General features: G+C 67.1%; 19 protein-coding genes. 13 read left to right on the forward strand and 6 right to left on the reverse strand.

Going from position 1 to position 21451, the window contains the following annotated elements; genetic code table 11:
• The first annotated feature begins 49 nt into the window (after window positions 1-49).
• The 7 genes from IEW34_RS02550 (at window position 50) to IEW34_RS02580 (ending at window position 6496) form a co-directional block, all read left to right on the forward strand.
• Window positions 50-1114, forward strand: a complete 1065-nt coding sequence (locus IEW34_RS02550; RefSeq protein ID WP_188607536.1) for a phenylacetaldoxime dehydratase family protein — start codon at window positions 50-52, stop codon at window positions 1112-1114.
• A 206-nt stretch (window positions 1115-1320) separates the two neighbouring features.
• Window positions 1321-1500, forward strand: coding sequence for a periplasmic nitrate reductase, NapE protein (gene napE / locus IEW34_RS02555; protein ID WP_188607537.1), 180 nt, complete (start codon window positions 1321-1323; stop codon window positions 1498-1500).
• A 9-nt stretch (window positions 1501-1509) separates the two neighbouring features.
• Window positions 1510-1854: a chaperone NapD gene (locus tag IEW34_RS02560; RefSeq protein ID WP_188607538.1), complete on the forward strand. Its 345-nt coding sequence runs from the start codon at window positions 1510-1512 to the stop codon at window positions 1852-1854.
• Window positions 1854-4349, forward strand: a complete 2496-nt coding sequence (napA, locus tag IEW34_RS02565; protein ID WP_188607953.1) for a periplasmic nitrate reductase subunit alpha — start codon at window positions 1854-1856, stop codon at window positions 4347-4349. Before IEW34_RS02560 ends, napA begins: the two co-directional genes overlap by 1 nt.
• Window positions 4322-4822, forward strand: coding sequence for a nitrate reductase cytochrome c-type subunit (locus IEW34_RS02570; RefSeq protein WP_188607539.1), 501 nt, complete (start codon window positions 4322-4324; stop codon window positions 4820-4822). Before napA ends, IEW34_RS02570 begins: the two co-directional genes overlap by 28 nt.
• A gap of 11 nt (window positions 4823-4833) precedes the next feature.
• Complete coding sequence (locus IEW34_RS02575) at window positions 4834-5547, forward strand: cytochrome c3 family protein (RefSeq protein ID WP_188607540.1); 714 nt, start codon at window positions 4834-4836, stop codon at window positions 5545-5547.
• Between the two features lie 178 nt (window positions 5548-5725).
• Window positions 5726-6496 (forward strand): hypothetical protein, encoded by a 771-nt coding sequence (locus IEW34_RS02580; RefSeq protein WP_188607541.1) that lies wholly within the window; start codon window positions 5726-5728, stop codon window positions 6494-6496.
• A gap of 9 nt (window positions 6497-6505) precedes the next feature.
• Here IEW34_RS02580 and IEW34_RS02585 read toward each other — a convergent pair whose 3' ends face one another.
• Window positions 6506-7405: an NAD(P)-dependent oxidoreductase gene (locus IEW34_RS02585; protein ID WP_188607542.1), complete on the reverse strand. Its 900-nt coding sequence runs from the start codon at window positions 7403-7405 to the stop codon at window positions 6506-6508.
• Window positions 7406-7634: 229 nt separating this feature from the next.
• Here IEW34_RS02585 and IEW34_RS02590 point away from each other — a divergent pair, with 229 nt between their 5' ends.
• Window positions 7635-8309 (forward strand): TetR/AcrR family transcriptional regulator, encoded by a 675-nt coding sequence (locus IEW34_RS02590; protein ID WP_188607543.1) that lies wholly within the window; start codon window positions 7635-7637, stop codon window positions 8307-8309.
• Between the two features lie 46 nt (window positions 8310-8355).
• Entirely contained in the window at window positions 8356-9381 is a 1026-nt protein-coding gene (locus IEW34_RS02595; RefSeq protein WP_188607544.1) for a fatty acid desaturase family protein, read from the forward strand.
• 233 nt (window positions 9382-9614) lie between these two features.
• Here the strand turns inward: IEW34_RS02595 and IEW34_RS02600 are convergent, their stop codons facing one another.
• Window positions 9615-11240, reverse strand: coding sequence for a thiamine pyrophosphate-binding protein (locus IEW34_RS02600; RefSeq protein ID WP_244641699.1), 1626 nt, complete (start codon window positions 11238-11240; stop codon window positions 9615-9617).
• A 281-nt stretch (window positions 11241-11521) separates the two neighbouring features.
• The gene (locus IEW34_RS02605; RefSeq protein WP_188607546.1) at window positions 11522-13054 is read right to left on the reverse strand and encodes a S1 family peptidase; all 1533 of its coding nucleotides are present in this window, start codon (window positions 13052-13054) and stop codon (window positions 11522-11524) included.
• Between the two features lie 233 nt (window positions 13055-13287).
• On the opposite strand from IEW34_RS02605, the gene IEW34_RS02610 reads away from it, so the two are divergent.
• Window positions 13288-14499 carry an ABC transporter substrate-binding protein gene (locus IEW34_RS02610; protein ID WP_244641700.1) on the forward strand — a complete coding sequence of 404 codons (1212 nt, stop codon included), beginning with the start codon at window positions 13288-13290 and terminating at the stop codon, window positions 14497-14499.
• Window positions 14500-14509: 10 nt separating this feature from the next.
• Here IEW34_RS02610 and IEW34_RS02615 read toward each other — a convergent pair whose 3' ends face one another.
• Together IEW34_RS02615 and IEW34_RS02620 are read right to left on the reverse strand one after the other, a co-directional pair.
• On the reverse strand, window positions 14510-15394 hold the full coding sequence (locus tag IEW34_RS02615) for a cupin-like domain-containing protein (RefSeq protein WP_188607548.1): 885 nt from the start codon (window positions 15392-15394) through the stop codon (window positions 14510-14512).
• Between the two features lie 178 nt (window positions 15395-15572).
• The gene (locus IEW34_RS02620) at window positions 15573-16778 is read right to left on the reverse strand and encodes a threonine ammonia-lyase (protein WP_188607549.1); all 1206 of its coding nucleotides are present in this window, start codon (window positions 16776-16778) and stop codon (window positions 15573-15575) included.
• Window positions 16779-17264: 486 nt separating this feature from the next.
• On the opposite strand from IEW34_RS02620, the gene IEW34_RS02625 reads away from it, so the two are divergent.
• The 3 genes from IEW34_RS02625 (at window position 17265) to IEW34_RS02635 (ending at window position 19865) form a co-directional block, all read left to right on the forward strand.
• Complete coding sequence (locus tag IEW34_RS02625; protein WP_188607550.1) at window positions 17265-17768, forward strand: hypothetical protein; 504 nt, start codon at window positions 17265-17267, stop codon at window positions 17766-17768.
• A gap of 49 nt (window positions 17769-17817) precedes the next feature.
• Window positions 17818-18297: a YidH family protein gene (locus tag IEW34_RS02630; protein ID WP_188607551.1), complete on the forward strand. Its 480-nt coding sequence runs from the start codon at window positions 17818-17820 to the stop codon at window positions 18295-18297.
• Between the two features lie 71 nt (window positions 18298-18368).
• Window positions 18369-19865 carry an arylsulfatase gene (locus tag IEW34_RS02635; protein ID WP_188607552.1) on the forward strand — a complete coding sequence of 499 codons (1497 nt, stop codon included), beginning with the start codon at window positions 18369-18371 and terminating at the stop codon, window positions 19863-19865.
• 225 nt (window positions 19866-20090) lie between these two features.
• On the opposite strand, the gene IEW34_RS02640 is transcribed toward IEW34_RS02635, so the two are convergent.
• On the reverse strand, window positions 20091-21437 hold the full coding sequence (locus IEW34_RS02640) for an oxygenase MpaB family protein (protein ID WP_188607553.1): 1347 nt from the start codon (window positions 21435-21437) through the stop codon (window positions 20091-20093).
• Window positions 21438-21451 lie beyond the last annotated feature (14 nt).

The raw sequence follows: 21451 nt of genomic DNA on the forward strand, positions 1-21451 counted from the left end.
TTCTTCTTATCGAATTTAATTCGAAATATCGAATATGCGAGCAGCCGGTATGACCTTCCATGTGGAGTATCCGCGCACTGTCCCCGCGCGCCGGCCGGAGGGGCACCAGCCGGCGGCGCCCCGCTATACGCTGCGCTGGGACAAGCCGGTGGGCGAACTGATCTCGGCCTATTTCGCCATGCAGGGGCACGGGCTGCCGCCCGAGCGGCAGGCCGGCTTCCTGGAGCGGCTGACCACGGGCTTCGGCGAGGCCGACGGGCCGGCGGCGCACGAAGTCATGCGCTTCGTCGACGAGGCGGGGGAGACCAACGCCGTCGCCGTGGGCTATTGGACGGACACCACCGCCTACGCCCGCTGGTCGCGGGGCTCGACGGTCGCCCGCTGGCTGGCGGACGATGCGCGGCTGGCCGAGCCGGGGATCGGCTATTGGCGCGAGGCCATCGCCGTGCCCTACGACCGGCACGAGACGATCTACTCGGCGCCCGGCTACCGCATCGGGCTGGCGCGGACGGCGGGCGCGGCCATCGTGGCGATGACCACCAACGGTTATTTCGGCGCGGCGCGCGACCGCATCCCGCTCTCGGCCATCGATGCGCTGGAGAGCCCGCTCGCGGCCGCGCCGCCTGAGGCCCGGCCGGTGGCGAGCCGCGGCAAGCGGCTCACCGCTGCCACGCCGCACAACATGTGCGTGCTGCGCTCGGGCCAGTTCTGGGAGGACGCCGGCCCCGAGCAGCTCGGCGACTACCGCGAGAACCTCGAGCCCAAGCTGATGCGCGGCATGGACTACCTGGCGGGCCACAAGGGCGATACCGGCACGCTGGCCCTGCGTGTCATGACCAACATCGACGCCGACGGCGCGGGGCGGGCCGAGACCTCGGTGCTGGCCTATTTCCTGGCGCTGGAGCAGCTCGAAGCCTGGGCCAGGTCGCACCAGACGCACCTCGACATCTACCACCACGCCATCGCCATGAACCGCAAGTTCAAGGCGAAGCGCGAGGTGGTGACCTGGCACGAGCTCTTCGTCATGCCGGCGGCGGCGAGCTTCGAATATGTGAACTGCCATCCGCGGACCGGCGTGCTGCCCTATTGCTCACTGTTCGAGGCCGCCCGCTAGGACCTGTCCGAGGCGATGGATAGCCGGACGACGGCGCCAAGCCCGCGCGTGCCAGCCAGTGCTGGCGAGCACATCAAATTCCTGTGATAACTTCGTTAGAACAATTCTCAATTTTAATTGGACGGCCGGTGCGCCAAGCGCTAGCCTCGCAAGCAAGGATCTTAACCTGCCCTTCGGCTAGCTCCGTTGCTTGGGGAGGATCAATCATGCAAGATCAGGCGGGTGAGAGCGTTGCAAGCGACGCAACAAAAAGAGGCGAGATCTTCGCTTTTTTTGTACTCGCCATTCTGATCTGGCCGATTCTCGCGGTCGGTGTGGTTGGTGGTTATGGCTTCATCATCTGGATGCTGCAAGTGATCTTCGGGCCTCCCGGGCCACCGCGGTAAGGGGCAATGATGTCCAGCAATGACCGCAACGTCGACCGACGCGGCTTCCTGACAGGGCGGTTTCATTCCGAAGCTCAGGGGCGCGAATCCGGGCCTGCGCGATCCCTGCATATCTCCAGTGCCGTCGTGACCGCCCGTCCGGAGCGATGCCCGGATATCGCCCGCCAGATCGCGATGCTTCCGGCAACGGAGATCAGCGGCATCGAAGGGTCGAAGATCGTCATCGTCATGGAAGGCCGGAACACGGGCGAGATAGGCAGCCGGCTCACGGCGATCGCTCTCATGGATGGGGTTTTCTCGGCCAATCTCGTGTTCGAGCAGATCGAACCCGTCGACGACTGGGGAGCTGAATGATGGAACCCTCCCGCCGCGAGATACTCAAGACCCAGGCGGCGGCCATTGCCGCGCTGGCGGCCAACGTGAGCCTGCCGGCCCGCGCGCAACCGGTGGCCGGCGGGGTCGATGCGCTCGAGATCACGTGGTCGAAAGCGCCCTGCCGCTTCTGCGGCACCGGCTGCGGCGTGATGGTCGGGGTCAAGGAGGGCCGGGTCATCGCGACCCACGGCGACATGAAGGCCGAGGTCAACCGCGGGCTCAACTGCGTGAAAGGCTATTTCCTCTCCAAGATCATGTATGGCGCCGACCGGTTGACTCAGCCGCTGCTGCGCAAGAAGGGCGGCGTCTACGCCAAGGACGGCGAGTTCACGCCGGTCTCCTGGGAGGAGGCGTTCGAGGTGATGGCGCAGAAGGCCAAGCAGGTGCTGCGCGAGAAGGGACCGACCGCGCTGGGCATGTTCGGTTCCGGCCAGTGGACGATCTTTGAAGGCTATGCCGCGACAAAGCTTATGCGCGCCGGCTTTCGCTCCAACAATCTCGACCCCAACGCCCGCCATTGCATGGCATCCGCGGCATACGCGTTCATGCGCACGTTCGGCATGGACGAGCCCATGGGCTGCTACGACGACTTCGAGGCCGCGGACGCCTTCGTTCTTTGGGGCTCCAACATGGCGGAGATGCACCCGATCCTGTGGACCCGGGTCGCCGACCGCAGGCTGGGGCATCCTCATGTCAAGGTCGCAGTGCTCTCGACGTTCACCAACCGCAGCGCCGACCTCGCCGACATCCCGATCGTCTTCAAGCCTGGAACAGACCTTGCGATACTCAACTATATTGCTAACTACATCATCTCGACGGGTCGGGTGAACAAGGATTTTATCAATAGGCACACCACCTTCGTGAAAGGCGCTACGGATATCGGCTACGGGCTGCGGCCCGACGATCCGCGCGAACTCGCAGCGAGGAAGGCGACCGATCCGGCCGCAACGTCACCGATCGACTTCGAGGCTTATGCCGCCTTCGTCAAGGATTACACGCTCGACAAGATCTCCGCTCTCGCGGGGGTGGAACCCGGCTTCCTCGAGCAGCTCGCGGAACTCTATGCCGATCCGAAGCGGAAGGTGGTCTCGCTGTGGACCATGGGGTTCAACCAGCATGTCCGCGGCGTCTGGGCGAACCAGCTCGTCTATAATTTACACCTGCTCACGGGCAAGATATCGGAGCCGGGGAACAGCCCATTCTCGCTCACGGGCCAGCCGTCGGCTTGCGGCACGGCGCGCGAGGTCGGCACCTTCGCCCATCGTTTGCCGGCCGACATGACGGTGGTCAACCCGGCGCATCGCGAGCGCGCGGAGGAGATCTGGCGTGTGCCGGCTGGCATCGTTCCCGACAAGCCCGGCTATCATGCCGTCGAGCAGGACCGGATGCTCAAGGACGGCAAGCTCAATTTCTATTGGATTCAGGTCAACAACAACCTGCAGGCTTCACCCAACAGTGGCCAGGAGGCCTATCCCGGCTATCGCAATCCGGACAATTTTATCGTCGTCTCGGATGCTTATCCCACGGTGACGGCCATGGCCGCCGACCTCATCCTGCCTGCCGCCATGTGGGTGGAGAAGGAGGGCGCCTATGGCAACGCCGAGCGCCGTACCCACGTCTGGCACCAGCTCGTCAAGGCGCCGGGCGAGGCACGTTCCGACCTCTGGCAGATGATGCAGTTCTCGAAGCACTTCACCACCGACGAGGTTTGGCCGCGCGAGATCCTCGACGCCAATCCGAACTATGCCGGCATGACCCTGTTCGAGGTGCTGTTCAAGAATGGGCATGTCGATCGTTTTCCCCTGAGTGAGCTCAACCCGGCCTATGAAAACGCCGAAGCCAAAGACTTCGGCTTCTACGTGCAGAAGGGGCTATTCGAGGAATACGCCTCCTTCGGCCGCGGCCATGGGCACGATCTGGCGCCCTATGACACCTATCACGAGGTGCGCGGGCTGCGCTGGCCGGTGGTCGACGGCAAGGAGACGCTGTGGCGCTACCGTGAGGGTCTCGATCCCTACGTGAAGCCGGGTAAAGGCGTCGAGTTCTACGGCAATGCGGACGGCAAGGCCCGCATCATCGCGGTTCCCTACGAACCACCCGCCGAGAGCCCCGACACGGAGTATGATCTGTGGCTGGTGACAGGACGCGTACTGGAGCATTGGCACTCGGGGTCGATGACCATGCGGGTGCCGGAGCTCTACAAGGCTTTTCCCGGTGCGCGCTGCTTCATGCATGCGGAAGACGCCCGTGCCCGCGGGCTCAATCAGGGCGCCGAGATCAGGCTCGTGTCGAGACGCGGCGAGTTGCTGACCCGGGTCGAGATACGGGGGCGTAACCGGATGCCGCGAGGCGTTGTCTTCGTTCCCTGGTTCGACGCGAGCCAACTTATCAACAAAGCGACTCTCGACGCCACTGACCCCATCTCCAAGCAGACGGACTTCAAGAAATGCGCGGTCAAGATCCTGGCGGTCTGAACACGACGCGCCGCTCGACCGTCCTCGGAGCCGTGGCGGCAGCCCTCGTCGTCATCAGCTTCGGAGCTCTGTCACAGGATGGCGCATCGCCGAAGATCGTTCCACGGCTGACGGGCGATGAGCCGCCCATGGCCGATCACCGGATTCCGCCGCTCGATCGGCCGGTCGTCGATGACATCCGGCGCATGCGAAACTATCCCGAGCAGCCGCCGATCATCCCGCACGCGATCGACGGCTATCAGCTCACCATCAACACGAACCGGTGCCTCGATTGCCACAAGCGAGAGTTCACCGAAGGTTCGGGCGCACCGATGATCAGCGTGACCCATTTTCAGGATCGCGACGGACAGGTGCTGTCGGACGTGACGCCGCGCCGTTATTTCTGCACCGCTTGCCATGTTCAGCAGACCGATGCGCGCCCCCTGGTGCCTAACACCTTCCAGGATGCCAACGCTTTTGGCCGGAAGCGATAGCGGGGGCATCGATGAGAAAAGCCAAGGCTCTGCTCCTTTGGGTCTGGAATTGGGCCGTCTGGTTCTGGCGAATCATCAGCCGGCCCAGCGCCTATCTCAGCCTCGGCTTTCTGACGCTCGGCGGGTTCATTTGCGGTGTGCTCTTCTGGGGTGGCTTCAACACGGCTTTGGAGATCACCAATACGGAGAAATTCTGCGTCTCGTGTCACGAGATGCATGACAACGTCTATCAGGAACTGACCCAGACGGTGCACTTCTCAAACCGATCCGGGGTGCGCGCATCGTGCCCCGATTGCCATGTGCCGCACAACTGGACCGACAAGATCGCCCGCAAGATGCAAGCTTCGAAGGAGGTCTGGGGCAAGATTTTCGGCACGATCTCCACGCGTCAAAAATTTCTCGAACACCGCCTTGAGCTGGCCAAGCACGAATGGGCACGGCTCAAGGCCAACGACTCGCTGGAGTGCCGCAACTGTCATTCCGCGGCCGCGATGGATTTCACCAAGCAGACGCGGCGCGCCGCCGAGATTCACAGCCGATATCTGATCCCCAAGGAGAAGACCTGCATCGATTGCCATAAGGGCATCGCCCACCTCCTGCCGGACATGACGGGCATCGAGCCGGGCTGGAACGGAGCGCCGGAGCTTCAGGGCAAGACTGGCGCGTCGCTGTATCATCCCGAGCATGCGCTGCGCGCCTTTCTCGCCAGCATCCGGTCGCCCTGATGGCGGCACGGGCGGAGGCCGCCGCCGCGGACGCGGCCGAGCCAGATGCGCGTGGCTCGGGCGAGACGCCGATGCGGAAGCGAGCCGCGGAGCAGGACTCTTCCCCGGCGTGAGCGGCGGTCGGCAGCTGTCGCCCCCGGGGGGCGATGTGCTATGCGGCCCCTTCAGGGGGTCTCTCATGCTCGTGAACGGCCTGCTCTATGTGCTCGTCGGCATCGGCGCCGCGATGGGAGTGCGCGCTCTCCTCAACGATCCCGCGGCGAGCCCGGGACGTCGGCAGCTCACCACGTTGATCGCCGTGCTGGGCGGGGCGCTGGCAGCCGGCATCGTCGCGTTCGCCCTTCACGACCGCGGCGCGGCTAAGCCGCCCTCCGACGGCTTCGACAAGACGATCGCCCAGCTTGCGGCGACGCCGCTGTTCGGCCGGGTGATGCAGGACAATCCCGCCCTCGAGACGGAGCTCAAGACCGCGGTCGAGAGCGGGCAGGATGGCCGCCGCGTGATCGCACAGTGGCGGGCGCGCTATGTGGCGCCGGCGCTGCAGGCGGCCGACGACGGCTCCATCCTGGCCGCCTGGAATGCCCATGTCGCCCTCGTGGGCTATCTGGAAAAGACCAATCCGTCGCTTTGCGCCGAGTTCGGGCTAACCGGCATCAAGGACGCGGGCAGCCTCGACGGCGAGGCACGGCGGCTGTTCGCCGGCAGCCTCGAGGCGCTCGAGCAGGCTTATGTGAGCGGCCGGGGCAAGCCCAAGGCGCGCGTCGACACCGACCAGGAGGCCGACCAAGCGCTCGACGCGCTCGGCTTCGGCGACGCCGACCGCACGGCGCTCAACGCGCGGACCGACGACAAGGCCGTCTGCGACGGTGCCGCCAAGCTCTACGGCCCCCTCGACCGGCTGCAAGCGGAGAAGCGGGCGCCCTATGCAAGATATATCCTCAGCATGTAGGCGGCGGAGCTACTCCGTGCGGCCCAAGTTCCCGGCCTTCGCCCCCAGCAGGCCGACCAACTCCGGCATCATCGCCTGGGCGTGCCCGCCCTCGACGACGCCCTTGAGGGTCGCCGCCACCCCGTCGGCAATGGCGTGCGCCGCCCCCAGGCCCTGCGCCATCTCGGCGTAATAGGTCATGTCCTTGAAGGCGTTGGCCACCGAGAACTGGAGACCGGAGGGGTCGCCGCTGGCGAGATAGGGCTTCACCCGCTCCAGCGCCGCGCCGCCGCCGCCACCGATGGCGAGCGTCTCGACGAACACCTCCGGCGCAATGCCGGCGCGGGCCGAGCACGCGGCCGCCTCCGCCAGCAGGGCGACGAAGCCGAGCGACACGCAATTGTGCAGCAGCTTGAGCTGGTGCCCGGCCCCCACCGCCCCGGCATGGGTGATGTTCTCGGCGAAGCAGGCGAGGATCGGCCGCACCTCCTCCACGGTGTCGCGGGCGCCGCCGACCAGAAGGTTGAGCTTGCCCTCGTGGGCGTGCTTGGCGGTGCGGGTCATCGGCGCGTCGACGAAACGGCCGCCGGCCCGCTCGACGGCCGCGGCCATCCGCTGGGTCGACTGCGGCACCGCCGTGGAGCAGTCGATGACGACGGCGCCGGGGCGCAGCCCCTCGAGCACGCCGCCGGCCCCGGTCAGCACCGCCTCGACCTCGGGCGTGCCGGTGACGCAGAGGATGACGACGTCGGCGCTCCGCGCCACCTCCGCCGGGCCGGCGGCGGTGCGCACGCCCGCCGCCAGCAGCTCGTCGAGCGGGCGGTTGCCGGGGTGCTCCATGACGGTGAGGGGGTAGCCGTGCCTGGCGATGTTGCGGGCGAGGCCGTGGCCCATGAGGCCGATGCCCACCATGCCGATCTGTTGCTTCATCGACGTCTCGCTCCCATGCCGTGCCGCGACCGGCGGGCCCGGCTACATTATCGATCGATGCCGGTCGCGGCGAGGCTGCCGTGCCGCCGCACCCCCGCAAGCTCGATTTTCCCGCAGGCGGCCGGGCCGTCCGCGGCAGCCGTCGCCTCGCCTCGGCGTTGACGGTCATTCTTGTATGCTATACAAACAAAGAAGGTCGCAGATTGCGGCCGTGCGCCTGGAGCCCGGCATGAAGGGTGGCCCCCGCCTCGTGAACCCGTCGGATCCCAAGCACGCCATCCGGGCGACGCGGGCGGCCGGCCGGCAGACGCGCTCGCTGCTGCTCGACGCCGCCAGCGGGCTGTTCAAGCGGCGGGGGCTCGCCGGCGCCTCCATCGCCGACATCGCGGCAGCCGCCGACGCGTTCCCGAGCCAGATCACCTATTACTTCCGCACCAAGGAAGCGCTGTTCGTCGAGGCCGCCTGCCGCGACGTGCTGCACCTGGCGCGCGCCGCGGAGGAACAGGCCGGCCGGGCGCGCTCGGCGCAGGACTATACCCGCGCGCTGGTGGAAAGCGTGCTTGCGGCGGACGGCCTCGGCTTCTTCGTCGAGGCGATGACATTGACGCGCCGCAGGCCCGATCTCGCCCCCTTCGTCGAGCGCACCATCGCGCGGCTGCACGCGGAAGGTCTGCGCGCCTATGCCGCCGAGATCGCCGCGCGCGGCTGGCAGGCGCCGGCCGATCCGGAGACCGTGGCCCGCCGCTTCTGGGCGGTGGCCGTCGGTGTCACCGTCGAAGGCCAGGCCATGGGGCGCGCGCCCGGCGACCTCGTCATCGAGATGCTGCGCCTGATCGCACCCATGGCCGGAGAGGCGAGCGACGGCCGCCTGCGTTTGGTTCGCGCCGATGGTCCCGGCAGGTAGGCCTCGGCGGGGTGAAGACACAACACCATAAGATCGAGGAAGCGCCATGACGACCCCACGCATCCGCGCCAAGGACCTGATGAGCGAGGCGGAGCTCGCCGAAGTCCGCACCCGGTCGGGCTGGAAAGGACCCGCGCTCATCGCGCATGCCTGGGCGCTGATCCTCGGCTCGGTCGCCATGGTCGCCCTCTGGCCCAACCCGTTGACCTTCATCGTGGCCGTCGGCATCATCGGCTCGCGCCAGCTCGGCCTCGCCATCCTCATGCACGACGGGGCGCATGGGAGCCTCGCCAACGGGGCCCGGCTCAACCTGTGGCTCAGCCAGTGGCTGTGCGCCTATCCCGTGTTCTCGGAGACACGCGCCTACCGCGCCTACCACCTCCAGCACCACGCCCGCACGCAGCAGGACGACGATCCGGACCTGGTGCTGTCCGCCCCCTTCCCGATCACGCCCGTGAGCTACCGCCGCAAGTTCTGGCGCGACATCAGCGGGCAGACCGGCTTCTCCCAGCGCAAGGCGCAGCTCCTGAACGCGCTGGGCGAGGGTGCCATGCCGTGGCGGCAGCGACTCGCCCGTTTCTGGGGCAAGCTCGGGCCGCAACTGGTGGTGAACCTGGTGCTGCTCGCGGGCTTCTCCGCGGCCGGCGTGTGGTGGGCCTATCCGCTGCTGTGGCTCCTGCCGCTGCTCACCTGGATGATGGTCATCACCCGCATCCGCAACATCGCCGAGCATGCCGTCGTGCCCGACAACGACGATCCCCTGCGCAACACCCGTACCACGCGAGCCAACGTCCTCGAGCGGCTGTTCATCGCGCCTTACTACGTGAACTACCATCTCGAGCATCATCTGATGATGTATGTACCCTGCTATAACCTGCGGCGGGTGCACGAGATTTTGTCGAAGGGCCCGCACGCCGGCCGCATGGAGGTGCAGCCGAGCTACCCCGCGGTGCTGCGCCTCGCCACCGCCCGCTCCAACGACCAGGACCGGCCGGGCCGCCGCATCAGCGGCGAGCGCAGCGCCCGGGCGGGGGCCGGGCTGACCGAAAGCCAGGTGACCTCGGGGTTTTGAGGGGCGGCGGCAGCTTGCCGACCGGCGGATGGCGCCAGCGCGCACCCTCGCCCCACTAGTGGTGAGAGGGAGGGGTGAGGGGGCTTGGTATCGCGCCGTGACCGCCTTGAGCCTTCTCTGCGAGCCCCCTCACCCGGATCGCGTTCCACGCGATCCGACCTCTCCCCACAAGTGGGGCGAGGTGAGCTGCGACCCAACGGTCGCGTCGTGGGTCCACGCCCCGTTAGACTAGACTAGTGCCCGATCGACGGCATGCTGTCGGGGTCGAGCTTGAGGTCGATCAGCAACGGCCGCGCTCCGCCCTTGATCGCCTCGACTGCCCGCGCCAGATCCTCCTCGGAGCGAACCGTCACACCGGTACCGCCGAGCGCCTCGGCGACCGGCGCGAAATCCGGCCAGTCGAACAGCGAGATCTCCGGGTCCATCTGCTTGCTGCGAAACTGGATGTGCTCGGCGCCGTAGCTGCCGTCGTTGCAGACGACGACCACCAGGTCGACCTTCGCCCGCACGGCCGAGTTGAACTCGGTGAGGCCACCCAGCATGAAGCCGCCGTCGCCCGTGATCAGCAGTGTGGGGCGGCCGTCCGAGGCGAGCGCGGCGCCCACCGCTTCCGCCACGCCGAAGCCGATCGAGCCGAAATTGACCGTATAGACGAAGGAGCGTGGATCCCTAACGGTCATCAGCGGCCACGCCTCGATCAGGAAGCGGCCGGCATCGGTCACCAGCGTGCGCTCGGGGGCGACCGCGGCATCCAGCGCGCGCAGCGCCTGGCGGATGTCGACGGTCGAGGGGCGGGGCTTGGGCACCGCGAGCGGCCCGAAGCTGAAACCGGCGATCGCCTCGCGCAACTCCTCCGTGCGGTGGCCGGAGGCCGCGATCTCGGCCTCGTCCAGGAGTTCGACCATCCGCTGCGCAGTGCGCCCGGGCTCGCCCACCAGGCCGGCATCGGGGGCGACGTGGCGGCCGAGATCAGCCGGCTCGGCGCTGACGTGGATGAGGCGCTTGCCTTTCAGCAGGCTGCCCTGCGCGGTCGTATACTGGTTGAGACTGGCGCCGAAGGCGATGACGCAGTCGCTCTTCATGATGGCGTCGAGCGCCACCGGCGTGCTGAAGGTGCCGAAGATGCCGAGGTTGAAGGGGTGGTCGTCGAAGGCGCCCTTGGCCTTCAGCGTCGAGGCCAGAGGCGCGCCGATGCGATCGGCCAGGGCGCGGATATGCGCGCGTGCCGCCGGCTCGCAGGCGCCGCGGCCGCAGAGTACGACGGGACGGCGGGCGGCGGCAATGATGCCGACGGCGTTGTCCATCTCCGGCCCGTCGACGATATGCGCGCTCCGGTCGGGCGCGTAGTGGCGGCGCGCGACGTAATCCGTCTCCATCCATTGGAAATCGGCCGGCATGTTGAGGACCACCGGCCGCCGCTCGACCAGGGCCCGCCGGAAGGCGGTGGCGACGTCCTCGGCCACCGTCTCGGGTGCGCGCAGCTGCACGAAGCCGGCGCCCGTGGCGAGAAAGAACTCCCGCTGGTCGACGTTCTGGATGTGGAAACGGTCGGCGACCGCCGTATCCCCCGCCAGCAGCACGATGGGGAGCGAGGCCTTGCAGGCCTCGATGAGCGCGGTCAGCGTGTTGGTCACCGCCGGTCCGTGCGTGACGGTCGCCACCCCGACCCTGCCGGACACGTGCGCGTAGCCGATGGCCATGAGCACGGCGCCGGCCTCGTTGGCGGCGGCCACGTAGCGGGCCCGCCCCTGCTTGATGAAGCTGTCCACCATGTAGAGATTGGCATCGCCGATCAGCCCGAACATCACCTCGACGTCTTGGTCGAGTATAGACCTGGCTAGAGCTTCGTGAACCTTCATCGTCATCTCCCTAGCCGCTGCAAGCAGATATAGTCGCGGGCCGATCTAGCGCGGCACTTGAGTGAATTCAGCCTATCGCCTCCCGCCAGCCTCGTCGATCCGACGCCGCCGTGGCGTCGCGGCGCAGGCGCCTGCCACCCGTGCGATCTGGACAGTAGGCTGAGCGCCCAAGCCGGCCTGTAACCTGGATATCCATCGATATGGAAACGTCGCTTCAGGCCGGCCTCCGCGCGCCAACCGGTCGATCGAATTGCTCGTGAAAGGCGCCCACGTCCGTTCGTTCAGCGGCAGCTCACCATGGCGCTGATGGCGCGGGCCCGTTCAGCGATGTCAGCGGGTTCGAGCGCTTTGGGCGCCACGCTGCCAGCGTCGTAGACGACGCGGTTGGCTTCGAGGAAAGTCCCCAGGATCGAGGCCTTCAGCGCGAAGTTCACGTTCTGGGGCAGGTCACCGCTGGCGAGAGCCACCTTGATCGCGTTGAGCTTGGCGGTGACGACGCCCACCACGTTGCCGGACTGGTCGAGCAGTGGGCCGCCCGAGTTGCCGGCCTGCACCGGCGTCGAGACCTGGACGAAGCGAATGTCGTCGGCGAGCCCGCTCAGCGCGGTGACGTTGCCCAGGGTGAAGTTGCCGGAGGTGGAGAGCAGATTGGCGTGCGGGAAACCGAAGGCGGCAACGCCTTCCCCGAGCCGCACGGCGGCGCGAAGCGAGGCGACCTTGGCCGGTGGCGCCGTCGCCACCTTGAGCAGAGCGAGATCGTTGGCCGCGTCCAACGCCATCAAGCGGCCTTCCTGCACCGCGCCGTCGTCCGTCCGCACCCGGATCGCTGTGCAGCCCTCCACCACGTGAGCGTTGGTGACGAGACTGCCGTCGGCGGTGACGAAGAAGCCCGTGCCGCTCTGCAGCCGCTCCACCTCCTTCGTCGCGGCCGCCGATGGAGCCGGTGGCGCCGGGCTGGCAGCGGGTGGCGGCACGACAGGCGATGACGCAGCGGGCGGCGGCGTCGGCACTGCCGGAGGCTCCGGCCGGCTTACCATCTGCGGCTGGCGATATGGCGGCTCGACGAAGGGCGCACCAGTCATGCGCGACCACAGCGACGCCGAGGTCAGAATGGCGATCCGTTCCCCTGATACATTGCCGTTGGCATTGTTCCAGGTGAGCCGGAAGCCGGTGACATAGGGCCCGTCCTGGTGGAAGCGCTGATACTGGTCGAGCCCGCCTCGGCTCGTCGCCGAGATCACATACCAGCCATCCTTGAAGACCCTGTAGTGAACCGTTGCGCCATCGCGGGCCAGCTCCGCGTTCGCGGCCGCATAAGCATCCCCGATGCCCGCCCGCAGCGCCAGGAAGCCAAGGATGAGCCGCCTCTGCCGGTCATGATAGACGACGCCATCCACGCTCCGGTTGACCTCCAGGCCGAGCCCGAGCGGCACCCAGATGGATACCGGGCGCCAGGGATGGCGCACCCTCTCGAAGCCCCAGAGGTCGAACATGGGGTTGGCCGCCCTGCGCAGGCCCGCCAGCAACTGAGCCGTGACGACCCCTGTCGGCGGCAGGCCGTAGGTCACGGCGGCGCGCTGCAGCGCGGCGAAGGTGCGCATGCTGAACCCCTCGATCGGAACTGCGTTGAGATAGCCGGCGGCGATCAGCAGCACTTGGATATCGAGCCGCTGCGCCAGCGTGAGCTGGGTCTCGAAGCTGAACCGGGCTGCCTCGAATCCCGCCGGTGCCCGCCCCGGCGCGGCGGTGGCCGGTCCCGCCAAAGCCAGCAGTGCCGCCATCACCCCGGATCTCACCAGCGACGAAGTATTCATCCGACCAACCTAGTACAGCCCACGCTGTCACTCTATCCGCTCATCCGCGCGGTTCAACCAAAGCGAGCGACGGGCTGATGCCGATCGCGACGCTTTTCAGCGCTGCAAAAACCGCGGGCGGCCATGCTCAAGGCCGGGTTGCGCAAACCGGGCGCGGCGACGCAGGCTGCCGCGCAAATACTCGCGGCGGCCGCGCCGGCGCGGCGCTGCATCGATCGGGAAGGAACGACCGCGTGAAGAGAGCCATCGTCATTGCCGCCGCCGCCCTCGCCTGCGCTCTCGCGGCAGCGCCGGCGTCCGCCCAGGTCTCCGATGGCGTCGTCAAGTTCGGCGTGCTCACCGATCTCAGCGGTCCCAGCGCCGACGGCACCGGCAAGGGCTCGGTGGTGGCGGCGCAGATGGCCATCGAGGATTTCGGCGGCACGGTGCTGGGCAAGCCGGTCGAGCTCACCTTCGCCGACCACCAGAGCAAGACCGACATTGGCCTCGCCACGGCGCGGCGCTGGTACGATGTGGAGCAGGTGGACGTCATCCTCGACGTGCCGGTGTCGTCGATCGCGCTCGGCGTGCAGCAGCTCACCCGCGACAAGAACAAGGTGTTCCTGATGGCCGGCCCCGGCTCCTCGGAGCTGACCGGCGCGGCCTGCTCGCCCAACGGCATCCAGTGGGTCTACAACACCTATGCGCTGGCCAACGTCGCCGGCAAGGCGCTGGCCAAGCGCGGTGACGACACCTGGTTCTTCATCACTGCCGACTACACCTTCGGCCACCAGCTCGAGCGCGACGCCACCGCCGTGGTCGAGGCCAACGGCGGCAAGGTGCTGGGCAGCGCCAAGCACCCCTTCAACAACGCCGACTTCGCCTCGCAGGTCCTTCAGGCGCAGACCTCGAAGGCCAAAGTGGTGGCGCTCGCCGATTCCGGCCAGGACACCCAGAACGTCATCAAGCAGGCGGCGGAGTTCGGCCTGGTCAGCGGCGGCCAGAAGCTGATCGGCCTCCTGTTCGGCATCACCGACGTGCCCGGCGTCGGCCTCGACATCGCCCAGGGCATGATGCTCACCGATGCCTTCTACTGGGACAAGGACGATGAGACCCGCGCCTTCGCCAAGCGCTTCTACGACAAGATCGGGCGCATGCCGACGATGATGCAGGCGGGCATCTATTCCGCCGTGAGCCACTACCTCAAGGCGGTCACCGCGGCCAAGACCGATGAGGCCAAGGCCGTCGTGGCCGAGATGAAGAAGACGCCGATCAACGATCTCTTCGCCAAGAACGGTCACATCCGCGACGACGGCCAGATGATCCACGACATGCATCTGGTGCAGGTGAAGTCGCCGGCGGAATCGAGCGGCAAGTGGGACGTCTATAAGATCGTCGACACCGTTCCCGGCGATCAGGCCTTCCAATCGCTCGCCAGCTCGGCCTGTCCCCTCGTCAAGAAGTAGGCGGCGACGATCAGCCTTTGACCAGGCGCTTCGCCCGCCGCAGGCCGCCGACTGCCGCCGCCTTGGACCGGTCGGCGACCACCGAACGTCCTGGCGGCCGCGGCGTGAGGCCGAGCCGGCGCAGGAGGTGGTTGGCGCGGTAGACGTCCGCATGCATCCAGCTCGGCAGCTCCAGATTGAGGCTGAGCGAAATGGACACCTCGTCGTGGTTCTGCACCCAGTGAGCGCCGTGCGTGGGGATATGCACCGCATCGCCGGGATGAAGCGTGAACTTCTGCGCGGCCCGTTCGGCGTGCGGCTTGTAGGTGCCGGCGGTGATGTCGACGGCGTAGTAGCGCTCGATCTCCTCTTCAGTGGTGATGCTGCGGTCGAGAGGGTCGCACACCCATAGATCCTTGGAACCGTGGATCTGGACGAGGACATTGACCTCCGCGTCGAAGTGATAGGGGGTCTTGCGCCGCGGCGAGGTCATGAACACCAGCATCTCGGCGTTGCTCAGAAGGCTCGATCCTTCGGGCCCGGCGAGATCGCGGATGAAGGCCTCGAAGTCGTCGAGGACCCGCTTGTAGGCCGGGTTCTTCTCCACATGCTTCATCACGAGCCAGGCGCCGGCCGTCTCGATGCGGTCGATGATCTCGGGGATGGTCATGTCGGGCTTGGGGGTGGTGCCCCATTTGTCGGTCAGGGACAGGTCGCCGACGTCGACATAGATGTCGCCCTTGCGCGCCGCAGCCTCCTCGGCCACGGCGGTGAGCGCCTCGACGGTGAACAGCGGATGCTCGGCGAGCGGATGGCGAACGGCAAACGCTTTCCGGTGCAGGCTCCGCCGGCACTCGTCGGCCGGTTCCAGGGTGGCCCAGTGGTCGCCCGGCAGGGCAGAAGCCTTGGTCAGCATCGGCGTCTCCACGCGGCAGCCCATCCATCGTCGAGCCACCCCGCGCTCGCGCCAAGTCGACAACTTGCGGTAGCCGAATCGGCCGTGGGAGGTATGCGCGTGAGATGTGCGCCCGCGGGCGAGGTCGCCTCGCAGCGCGGGAGGGACCGAAGTTCCCTGGCGGGGCGACGGGCCCGCCTCAGGACGACACGACAGCAGCGTCGAAACCGGCGGCGCACACGGCGGCGACGATGACGTCGGCGTGGCCGGCGTCCATGGCCTCGAACGTCACCTCCACGTTGGCATCCCGGGCCGAGAGCGCCAGCAGGCTGCGCTGGTGCTGCACCTCGAGGATGTTGGCCCCGGCTTCGCCGAGCGTCGTGCTGATGCGCGCCAGGAGCCCGGGCTGGTCGGCGATCGCGATGCGCAGCTTGACGATGCGGCGCTCGCGCATCAATTCGCGCACCAGGATCGAGGCCAGCAGGCGCGGATCGATGTTGCCACCGGACAGGACCAGGCCCACGGAGCGGCCTCGAAAGCGCTCGCGGTGGCTGAGCAGGCAGGCGAGAGCCGCGGCCCCGGCGCCCTCGGCCACCGTCTTCTCGATGTTGAGATAGAGCGCCACCGCCTCCTCCAACGCCTGCTCGTCGACGAGCAGCACCTCGTCGACGCAGGCGCGGACGATGGCCTGGGTGAGCTCGCCCGGATACTTGACCGCGATGCCTTCGGCGATGGTGCTGCCGCCGCCGGCGAGCGCGGCGCCGTTGAACGCGCAGTGCATGGCGGGATAGCGGGCCGCCTGGACCCCGATCACCTGGACCGCGGGGTCGAGCGCCTTGGCCGCGGTGGCGATGCCGGAGATCAGGCCGCCGCCGCCGATCGGCACGATCAGCGTGTCGAGGCCGGGCCGATCCTGAAGCATCTCGAGGCCGACGGTGCCGGCGCCCGCAATCACCTGGCGGTCGTCGTAGGGGTGGACGAACGTCAGCCCGCGCTCGGCCGTGATCTCGGCCGCTCGCCTCGCCGCGTCGGCGAGGCTGTCGCCCACCAGCACCACCTCGGCGCCATGCGTGCGGGTGTTCTCCACCTTGGTGAGGGGTGTCGCCCGCGGCATGACGATGATCGCCGGCACGCCCAGCCGCCTGGCGTGGAAGGCGACGCCCTGAGCGTGGTTGCCGGCCGACATGGCGACGACGCCGTGCGCCCGCACCGCCGGATCGAGGGTCAGTAGCTTGTTGAGCGCCCCGCGCTCCTTGAACGAGGCGGTGAACTGGTGATTCTCGAACTTGATGAAGACGTCGGCGCCGGTCATGTCCGACAGCACGCTGGCGCGCAGCAGTGGCGTGCGGACCACCCGGCCCGCGATGCGGACGGCGGCCTCCCTGATATCCGTAAGTTCGATCATGACTTCCGTGCCCGGTCCGACCCGGCCGCGGCACGATCGCGCCGGCCCGGAGCGCTCCAGCTTACCAGCTTCAGTTGCCGGCGACGGATGAATCGAACCGTCATCATCCCGCAAGGAACAAGGGGTCCCGCTCTTGCGCAACGATCTGCATCCCGGCCAAACAACGCATCGACCGGTGTTGCAACCGCGGAATACGTTCCAATGAATGTGGAATGTTCATAACCCCGCGGAAACCCGTTCGCAGGCATTGCCCTCTCGATGAACTGCATCGGGCCATGGACAACCCGGCGCCGATGCGCTTAGGATTATGCCGCGACGAGCGCTGGCAAGCCGAAACTCTACGCCGTGTGATGATTGCCGTCGCTTTCGGTCGGGACGACGATACGCTGTGGACCGCGGCGGTAGCTTTCTTAAATCAGCAACGAGGGGTGATGAGATGAGCATCGTCCCGTTCTGCGCCGGCGGATCGGACGCGCGAGTCCCGCCATGAGCGGCGCCCCGCCCGAACACTTCGGCCTATTGCCAAGGCTCGTGATCGTATTTGCGATCGCGTTGACCTTGACGGGGGTTGTTCTATACGGTGTGTCCGGCGAAGTCATCGAGCGTGTCTGGTATCAGCTGGTGGCCCGGTCGGACGGGCCGATGTCGTTCCGCTTCGTCCTACAACCGACCATGGCCGCAATCGCCGCGATCCACGACGGCGTCAAGGACGAGCGGACCGCGCACAGATCCTACTTCTGGACATTCGCCGTCAACCGACGGGAGCGCGCGCTCATGATGCGCGAGGCGTTGACCGCGACCGCCAGGATCATCCTTCTCGGGATCGTCATCGACCTGGCGTATCAACTCTTGGTGCTCAAGAGGCTGTACCCGGCCGAGGCGCCGATCATCGCGCTGTTCTTGGGTCTCGCTCCATACCTGCTGATCCGCGGACCGGCCACGATCATTGCGCGCCGGTGGCGGGGCGACCCGTCGGGCGAAGTCCGGTGAGCGGCAGGCGTCGGCCGCGACCGTGGAATACTGCGCAAGGGAGTCGGCCATGAGCGCTCGCCCGAGCGCGGAGGGCACAGCGCCCGGCAACCGGCAACCGGACGACGCCCCCCACGGGCGCTTCGAGGTCCGGGTCACGGCCGATAGCCACTTCGCGTGGCTGCGCACCCGGTTGGCCGTCGAGCGCACGCTGATGTCATGGGTGCGCACCTCGGTCTCGCTGATCGGGTTCGGCTTCACCATCGTTCAGTTCTTCGATCATCTGCAGGCGATGACAGGTGTGCGGCCGCTGCGGTTTCCCGATGCCGCCTGGTACTTCGGCCTGTCGCTCATATTCTGCGGCATCGCCGGACTCGTCATCTCGCTGTGGCAGTATCGGTGGACGGTGCGCTACCTGTGGGGCGGGAGCTTCGCGCCCCTCGCCGGGATGACGCGCGAGGGCCTGCGGACTCCGATCGTGGCGGTCGCAAGTCTCCTGATCCTCATCGGCCTGTTCGCCTTCGGCGCCGTGTTGCTGAACGCCGTCTGAGCGACGCAGCCCCCGCGCCCCTTGCGGAGCGCCAAACAATACCGAAGTGACCAAAGCTCAGGGAGGGAAAGATGGCCAAATCCGGGAAGCCCAACATCTTAATACTGTGGGGGGACGACATCGGCTGGTGGAACATCAGCTACAACAGCCGGGGCCAGATGGGCTACCGAACCCCGAACATCGATCGCATCGCCCACGAGGGCGCGGCCTTCACCGACTATTACGGTCAACAGAGCTGCACCGCCGGCCGCGCCGCCTTCATCACCGGCCAGAACCCGATCCGCACCGGCCTGACCAAGGTGGGCATGCCGGGCGCCGATGTCGGGCTCCGCGCCGAGGACCCGACCATCGCGGCGTTGCTGAAGCCTTTGGGCTATGCCACCGGCCAGTTCGGCAAGAACCATCTGGGCGATCGGGATCAATGCCTGCCGACCTTGCACGGCTTTGACGAGTTCTTCGGCAACCTCTATCATCTCAATGCCGAGGAAGAGCCCGAGGATCCGGACTATCCCAAGGACCCGGCCTTCAGGAAGCGGTTCGGACCGCGGGGCGTCCTGCACTGCTGGGCCGACGGCAAGGGCGGACAGAAGATCGAGGACACCGGTGCGCTCACCAGGAAGCGCATGGAAACGATCGACGACGAGACGACCGACCACGCGCTCGGCTTCATCGACAGGTGCCACGCCGACGGCAAGCCCTTCTTCCTCTGGTACAACACGACGGCCATGCACTTTAGGACCCATTGCGCCGACAAGCACAAGGGCAAGAGCGGCGGGCAGGGAGACTACAACGACGTCATGGTCGCCCACGACGAGAACATCGGCAAGATGCTGGCCAAGCTCGACGAGCTGGGCATCGCCGAGGACACCATCGTGATGTATTCGACCGACAACGGCCCTCACTATAACTCATGGCCGGACGCCGGCATCACACCCTACCGCAGCGAGAAGAACACCAATTGGGAAGGCGGCTGGCGCGTGCCCGCCTTTGTGCGGTGGCCGGGCCGGATCAAGGCGGGCTCGGTCTTCAACGACATCGTCTCGCATCAGGACTGGCTGTCGACCCTTCTCGCCGCCGCCGGGGAGCCGGAGATCAACCAGAAGCTCCTGGAGGGTCACACGATCGGCGACAGGACCTACAAGGTTCACATCGATGGCTATAATCTGCTCCCCTACCTGACCGGCGAGACAAAGGAGGGCCCACGGACGTTCTTTTTCTATATGAGCGACGACGGGGACATTCTGGGCCTGCGGATCAACGATTGGAAGTTGGTGCTGATGGAGCAGCGCGCCAGGCAGCTGATGTGCTGGTTCGAGCCCTTCGTGAAGCTCAGGGCCCCCAAGATGTTCAACCTGCGCCGCGACCCGTTCGAGCGAGCCGACGAGAACTCCAACACCTATTGGGACTGGGTGATCTCGCACGCCTATCTGCTCTACGGCATGCAGGCGCTCGTCGCCCAGCAGATCGAGGCGTTCGAGAAATTCCCGCCGCGGCAGAAGCCGGCCGCGTTCAATCTGGATGCAGTGCTGGTGCAGCTCCAAGATGCGGCGAGCAGCAGCCATCACTAGAGCGTTTTCAAGCGAGTGGACGCCAATTCGCGCGAAGAAAACGCGAGGAAACGCGGAAATGCTCTAGTACATGATCCCAGAAGGGGGCCACCGGTTTCAGGGCAAGATCAAGAAGGAAAAAACTAGGGCAGGGTGATTATTCAAGGGAAAGTCATCCTGCGCTAGCAAGCTTGCCCCGCCAGGTCGTCAGGCAGCGCTACGGATCTTCGAACCCGGAGCGCCTGCTCAAGCCTGCGTGCCCTCGGGCTTGATGTGCTTGGGCCGATAGGACTCGGCATCGGAGGTGAATTCCGCGTGCCCGTAGCTCGCCAGGAGCCGCGTGAGCTTGCCCACCAGGCACCGGTCAGCCACCGCGTCGAGACCGGGAACGCGCGCGGCCAGCCGATAGGCCCTCATCCGCCCGCTGATCAGCGCCCCCGCCGCTGCCGCTGCGACGAGATCGCCGCGCGTGACCACCACGCCCAGCTTGGCCGCGCGCGTCTTGTCCCCCGCCATGAAGTTGCGCACGAAGAACAGCTTGGAGATGCCGCGCTCCATGCGCACGGAGAGTTTCTCCCGCAGGGTTTGCGCGGGCGCCAGATCGGCCGCCATCGTCGCCCGCAGCAGCTCGCCGCAGGTGGCGTCGTCATAGGCGGCGCGCAGAGTGGCGGAGCGCGTCGCCAGCACGTCGACCAGCTCCTGCGGCGTCGCCGGCAGGAGATCCTCGGGCAGGCCCAGCAGGAAGCAGCGGTAGCGGGCGAGCTCGACGCGGGCCCGCTCGGCCCGCGTGAAGACGGTGCGGCCCTCGCCCAGGACCTTCTCGGCGAGCAGGTAGGTGTCGATCAGGCCGGCCGGCATCTGGTCGACCTGCGGGATCGGGATGCCGTAGGTCGCAACGTCCCACCGGCTGCCCTTGCGAAGCGCGTTGAAGCGCACCATCGAATGCATCAACCGCACCATGGCCGCGGCCTTGAAGCCGGCGCCATGGCGCCTCAGCGCACCGGGCATGACGGTGGTGGTGAAGAAGGTCGCGGTCTCGTGCACGCGGCGCGCCGCCGTCTGGTTCGACAGCGTGCCGGTCAGCGCCATGGGCAGGGCCGCATATTTGTTCATGAAGGTGGCGATGAAGGCGCCGCGCAGGATGTAGGGGCCCAGGTGGGCCGCCGCGTTGCGCTGGGCCCGCGCGCCCTCCTCCACCAGGCGCATGTCCAGCCAGGCGGGAATCCGCTCCATGTCGCGGATGAAGGCGACGAGCTCGGGCGGCGCGCCGGCCACCGTGTCGACGCCGCGCTCGCAGGCCTCCGCCAGCATGGCGACGAGGCGCCGGAAGCCGTACTCCGGCATCAGCGCGGCATAGGCATCGGCCACGTTGTCGCCGAGCATCGTATAGGCGCGGATGCGGCCGACCAGCTCGCGATTGGCCAGCAGCGCGTTGCGTCGCCGGCGGCGCGGGCCCTGCAGGGCGCTGCGGACGTGCTCGTCCTCGGTGTAGCGCTCGGGCGTGATGGAGAAGTCGACCTGGCCGTAGAGCGCGGGGATCAAGGTCCGCTGCTCGGCGACCTTGGCCATCAATTGCGCGTTCGACACACCCATCCTGCGTTCCCTCT

Origin of the sequence: Chelatococcus reniformis (genome assembly GCF_014640075.1) — a bacterium.
Taxonomy (GTDB): domain Bacteria; phylum Pseudomonadota; class Alphaproteobacteria; order Rhizobiales; family Beijerinckiaceae; genus Camelimonas; species Camelimonas reniformis.

Excerpts from the sequence above, each read along its gene's own strand:
- IEW34_RS02550 (WP_188607536.1), top strand. The coding sequence starts at position 50 with ATGACCTTCCATGTGGAGTATCCGCGCACTGTCCCCGCGCGCCGGCCG.
- napE (WP_188607537.1), top strand. The coding sequence starts at position 1,321 with ATGCAAGATCAGGCGGGTGAGAGCGTTGCAAGCGACGCAACAAAAAGA.
- IEW34_RS02560 (WP_188607538.1), top strand. The coding sequence starts at position 1,510 with ATGTCCAGCAATGACCGCAACGTCGACCGACGCGGCTTCCTGACAGGG.
- napA (WP_188607953.1), top strand. The coding sequence starts at position 1,854 with ATGGAACCCTCCCGCCGCGAGATACTCAAGACCCAGGCGGCGGCCATT.
- IEW34_RS02570 (WP_188607539.1), top strand. The coding sequence starts at position 4,322 with ATGCGCGGTCAAGATCCTGGCGGTCTGAACACGACGCGCCGCTCGACC.
- IEW34_RS02575 (WP_188607540.1), top strand. The coding sequence starts at position 4,834 with ATGAGAAAAGCCAAGGCTCTGCTCCTTTGGGTCTGGAATTGGGCCGTC.
- IEW34_RS02580 (WP_188607541.1), top strand. The coding sequence starts at position 5,726 with ATGCTCGTGAACGGCCTGCTCTATGTGCTCGTCGGCATCGGCGCCGCG.
- IEW34_RS02585 (WP_188607542.1), bottom strand. The coding sequence starts at position 7,405 with ATGAAGCAACAGATCGGCATGGTGGGCATCGGCCTCATGGGCCACGGC.
- IEW34_RS02590 (WP_188607543.1), top strand. The coding sequence starts at position 7,635 with ATGAAGGGTGGCCCCCGCCTCGTGAACCCGTCGGATCCCAAGCACGCC.
- IEW34_RS02595 (WP_188607544.1), top strand. The coding sequence starts at position 8,356 with ATGACGACCCCACGCATCCGCGCCAAGGACCTGATGAGCGAGGCGGAG.
- IEW34_RS02600 (WP_244641699.1), bottom strand. The coding sequence starts at position 11,240 with ATGAAGGTTCACGAAGCTCTAGCCAGGTCTATACTCGACCAAGACGTC.
- IEW34_RS02605 (WP_188607546.1), bottom strand. The coding sequence starts at position 13,054 with ATGAATACTTCGTCGCTGGTGAGATCCGGGGTGATGGCGGCACTGCTG.
- IEW34_RS02615 (WP_188607548.1), bottom strand. The coding sequence starts at position 15,394 with ATGCTGACCAAGGCTTCTGCCCTGCCGGGCGACCACTGGGCCACCCTG.
- IEW34_RS02620 (WP_188607549.1), bottom strand. The coding sequence starts at position 16,778 with ATGATCGAACTTACGGATATCAGGGAGGCCGCCGTCCGCATCGCGGGC.
- IEW34_RS02625 (WP_188607550.1), top strand. The coding sequence starts at position 17,265 with ATGAGCGGCGCCCCGCCCGAACACTTCGGCCTATTGCCAAGGCTCGTG.
- IEW34_RS02630 (WP_188607551.1), top strand. The coding sequence starts at position 17,818 with ATGAGCGCTCGCCCGAGCGCGGAGGGCACAGCGCCCGGCAACCGGCAA.
- IEW34_RS02635 (WP_188607552.1), top strand. The coding sequence starts at position 18,369 with ATGGCCAAATCCGGGAAGCCCAACATCTTAATACTGTGGGGGGACGAC.
- IEW34_RS02640 (WP_188607553.1), bottom strand. The coding sequence starts at position 21,437 with ATGGGTGTGTCGAACGCGCAATTGATGGCCAAGGTCGCCGAGCAGCGG.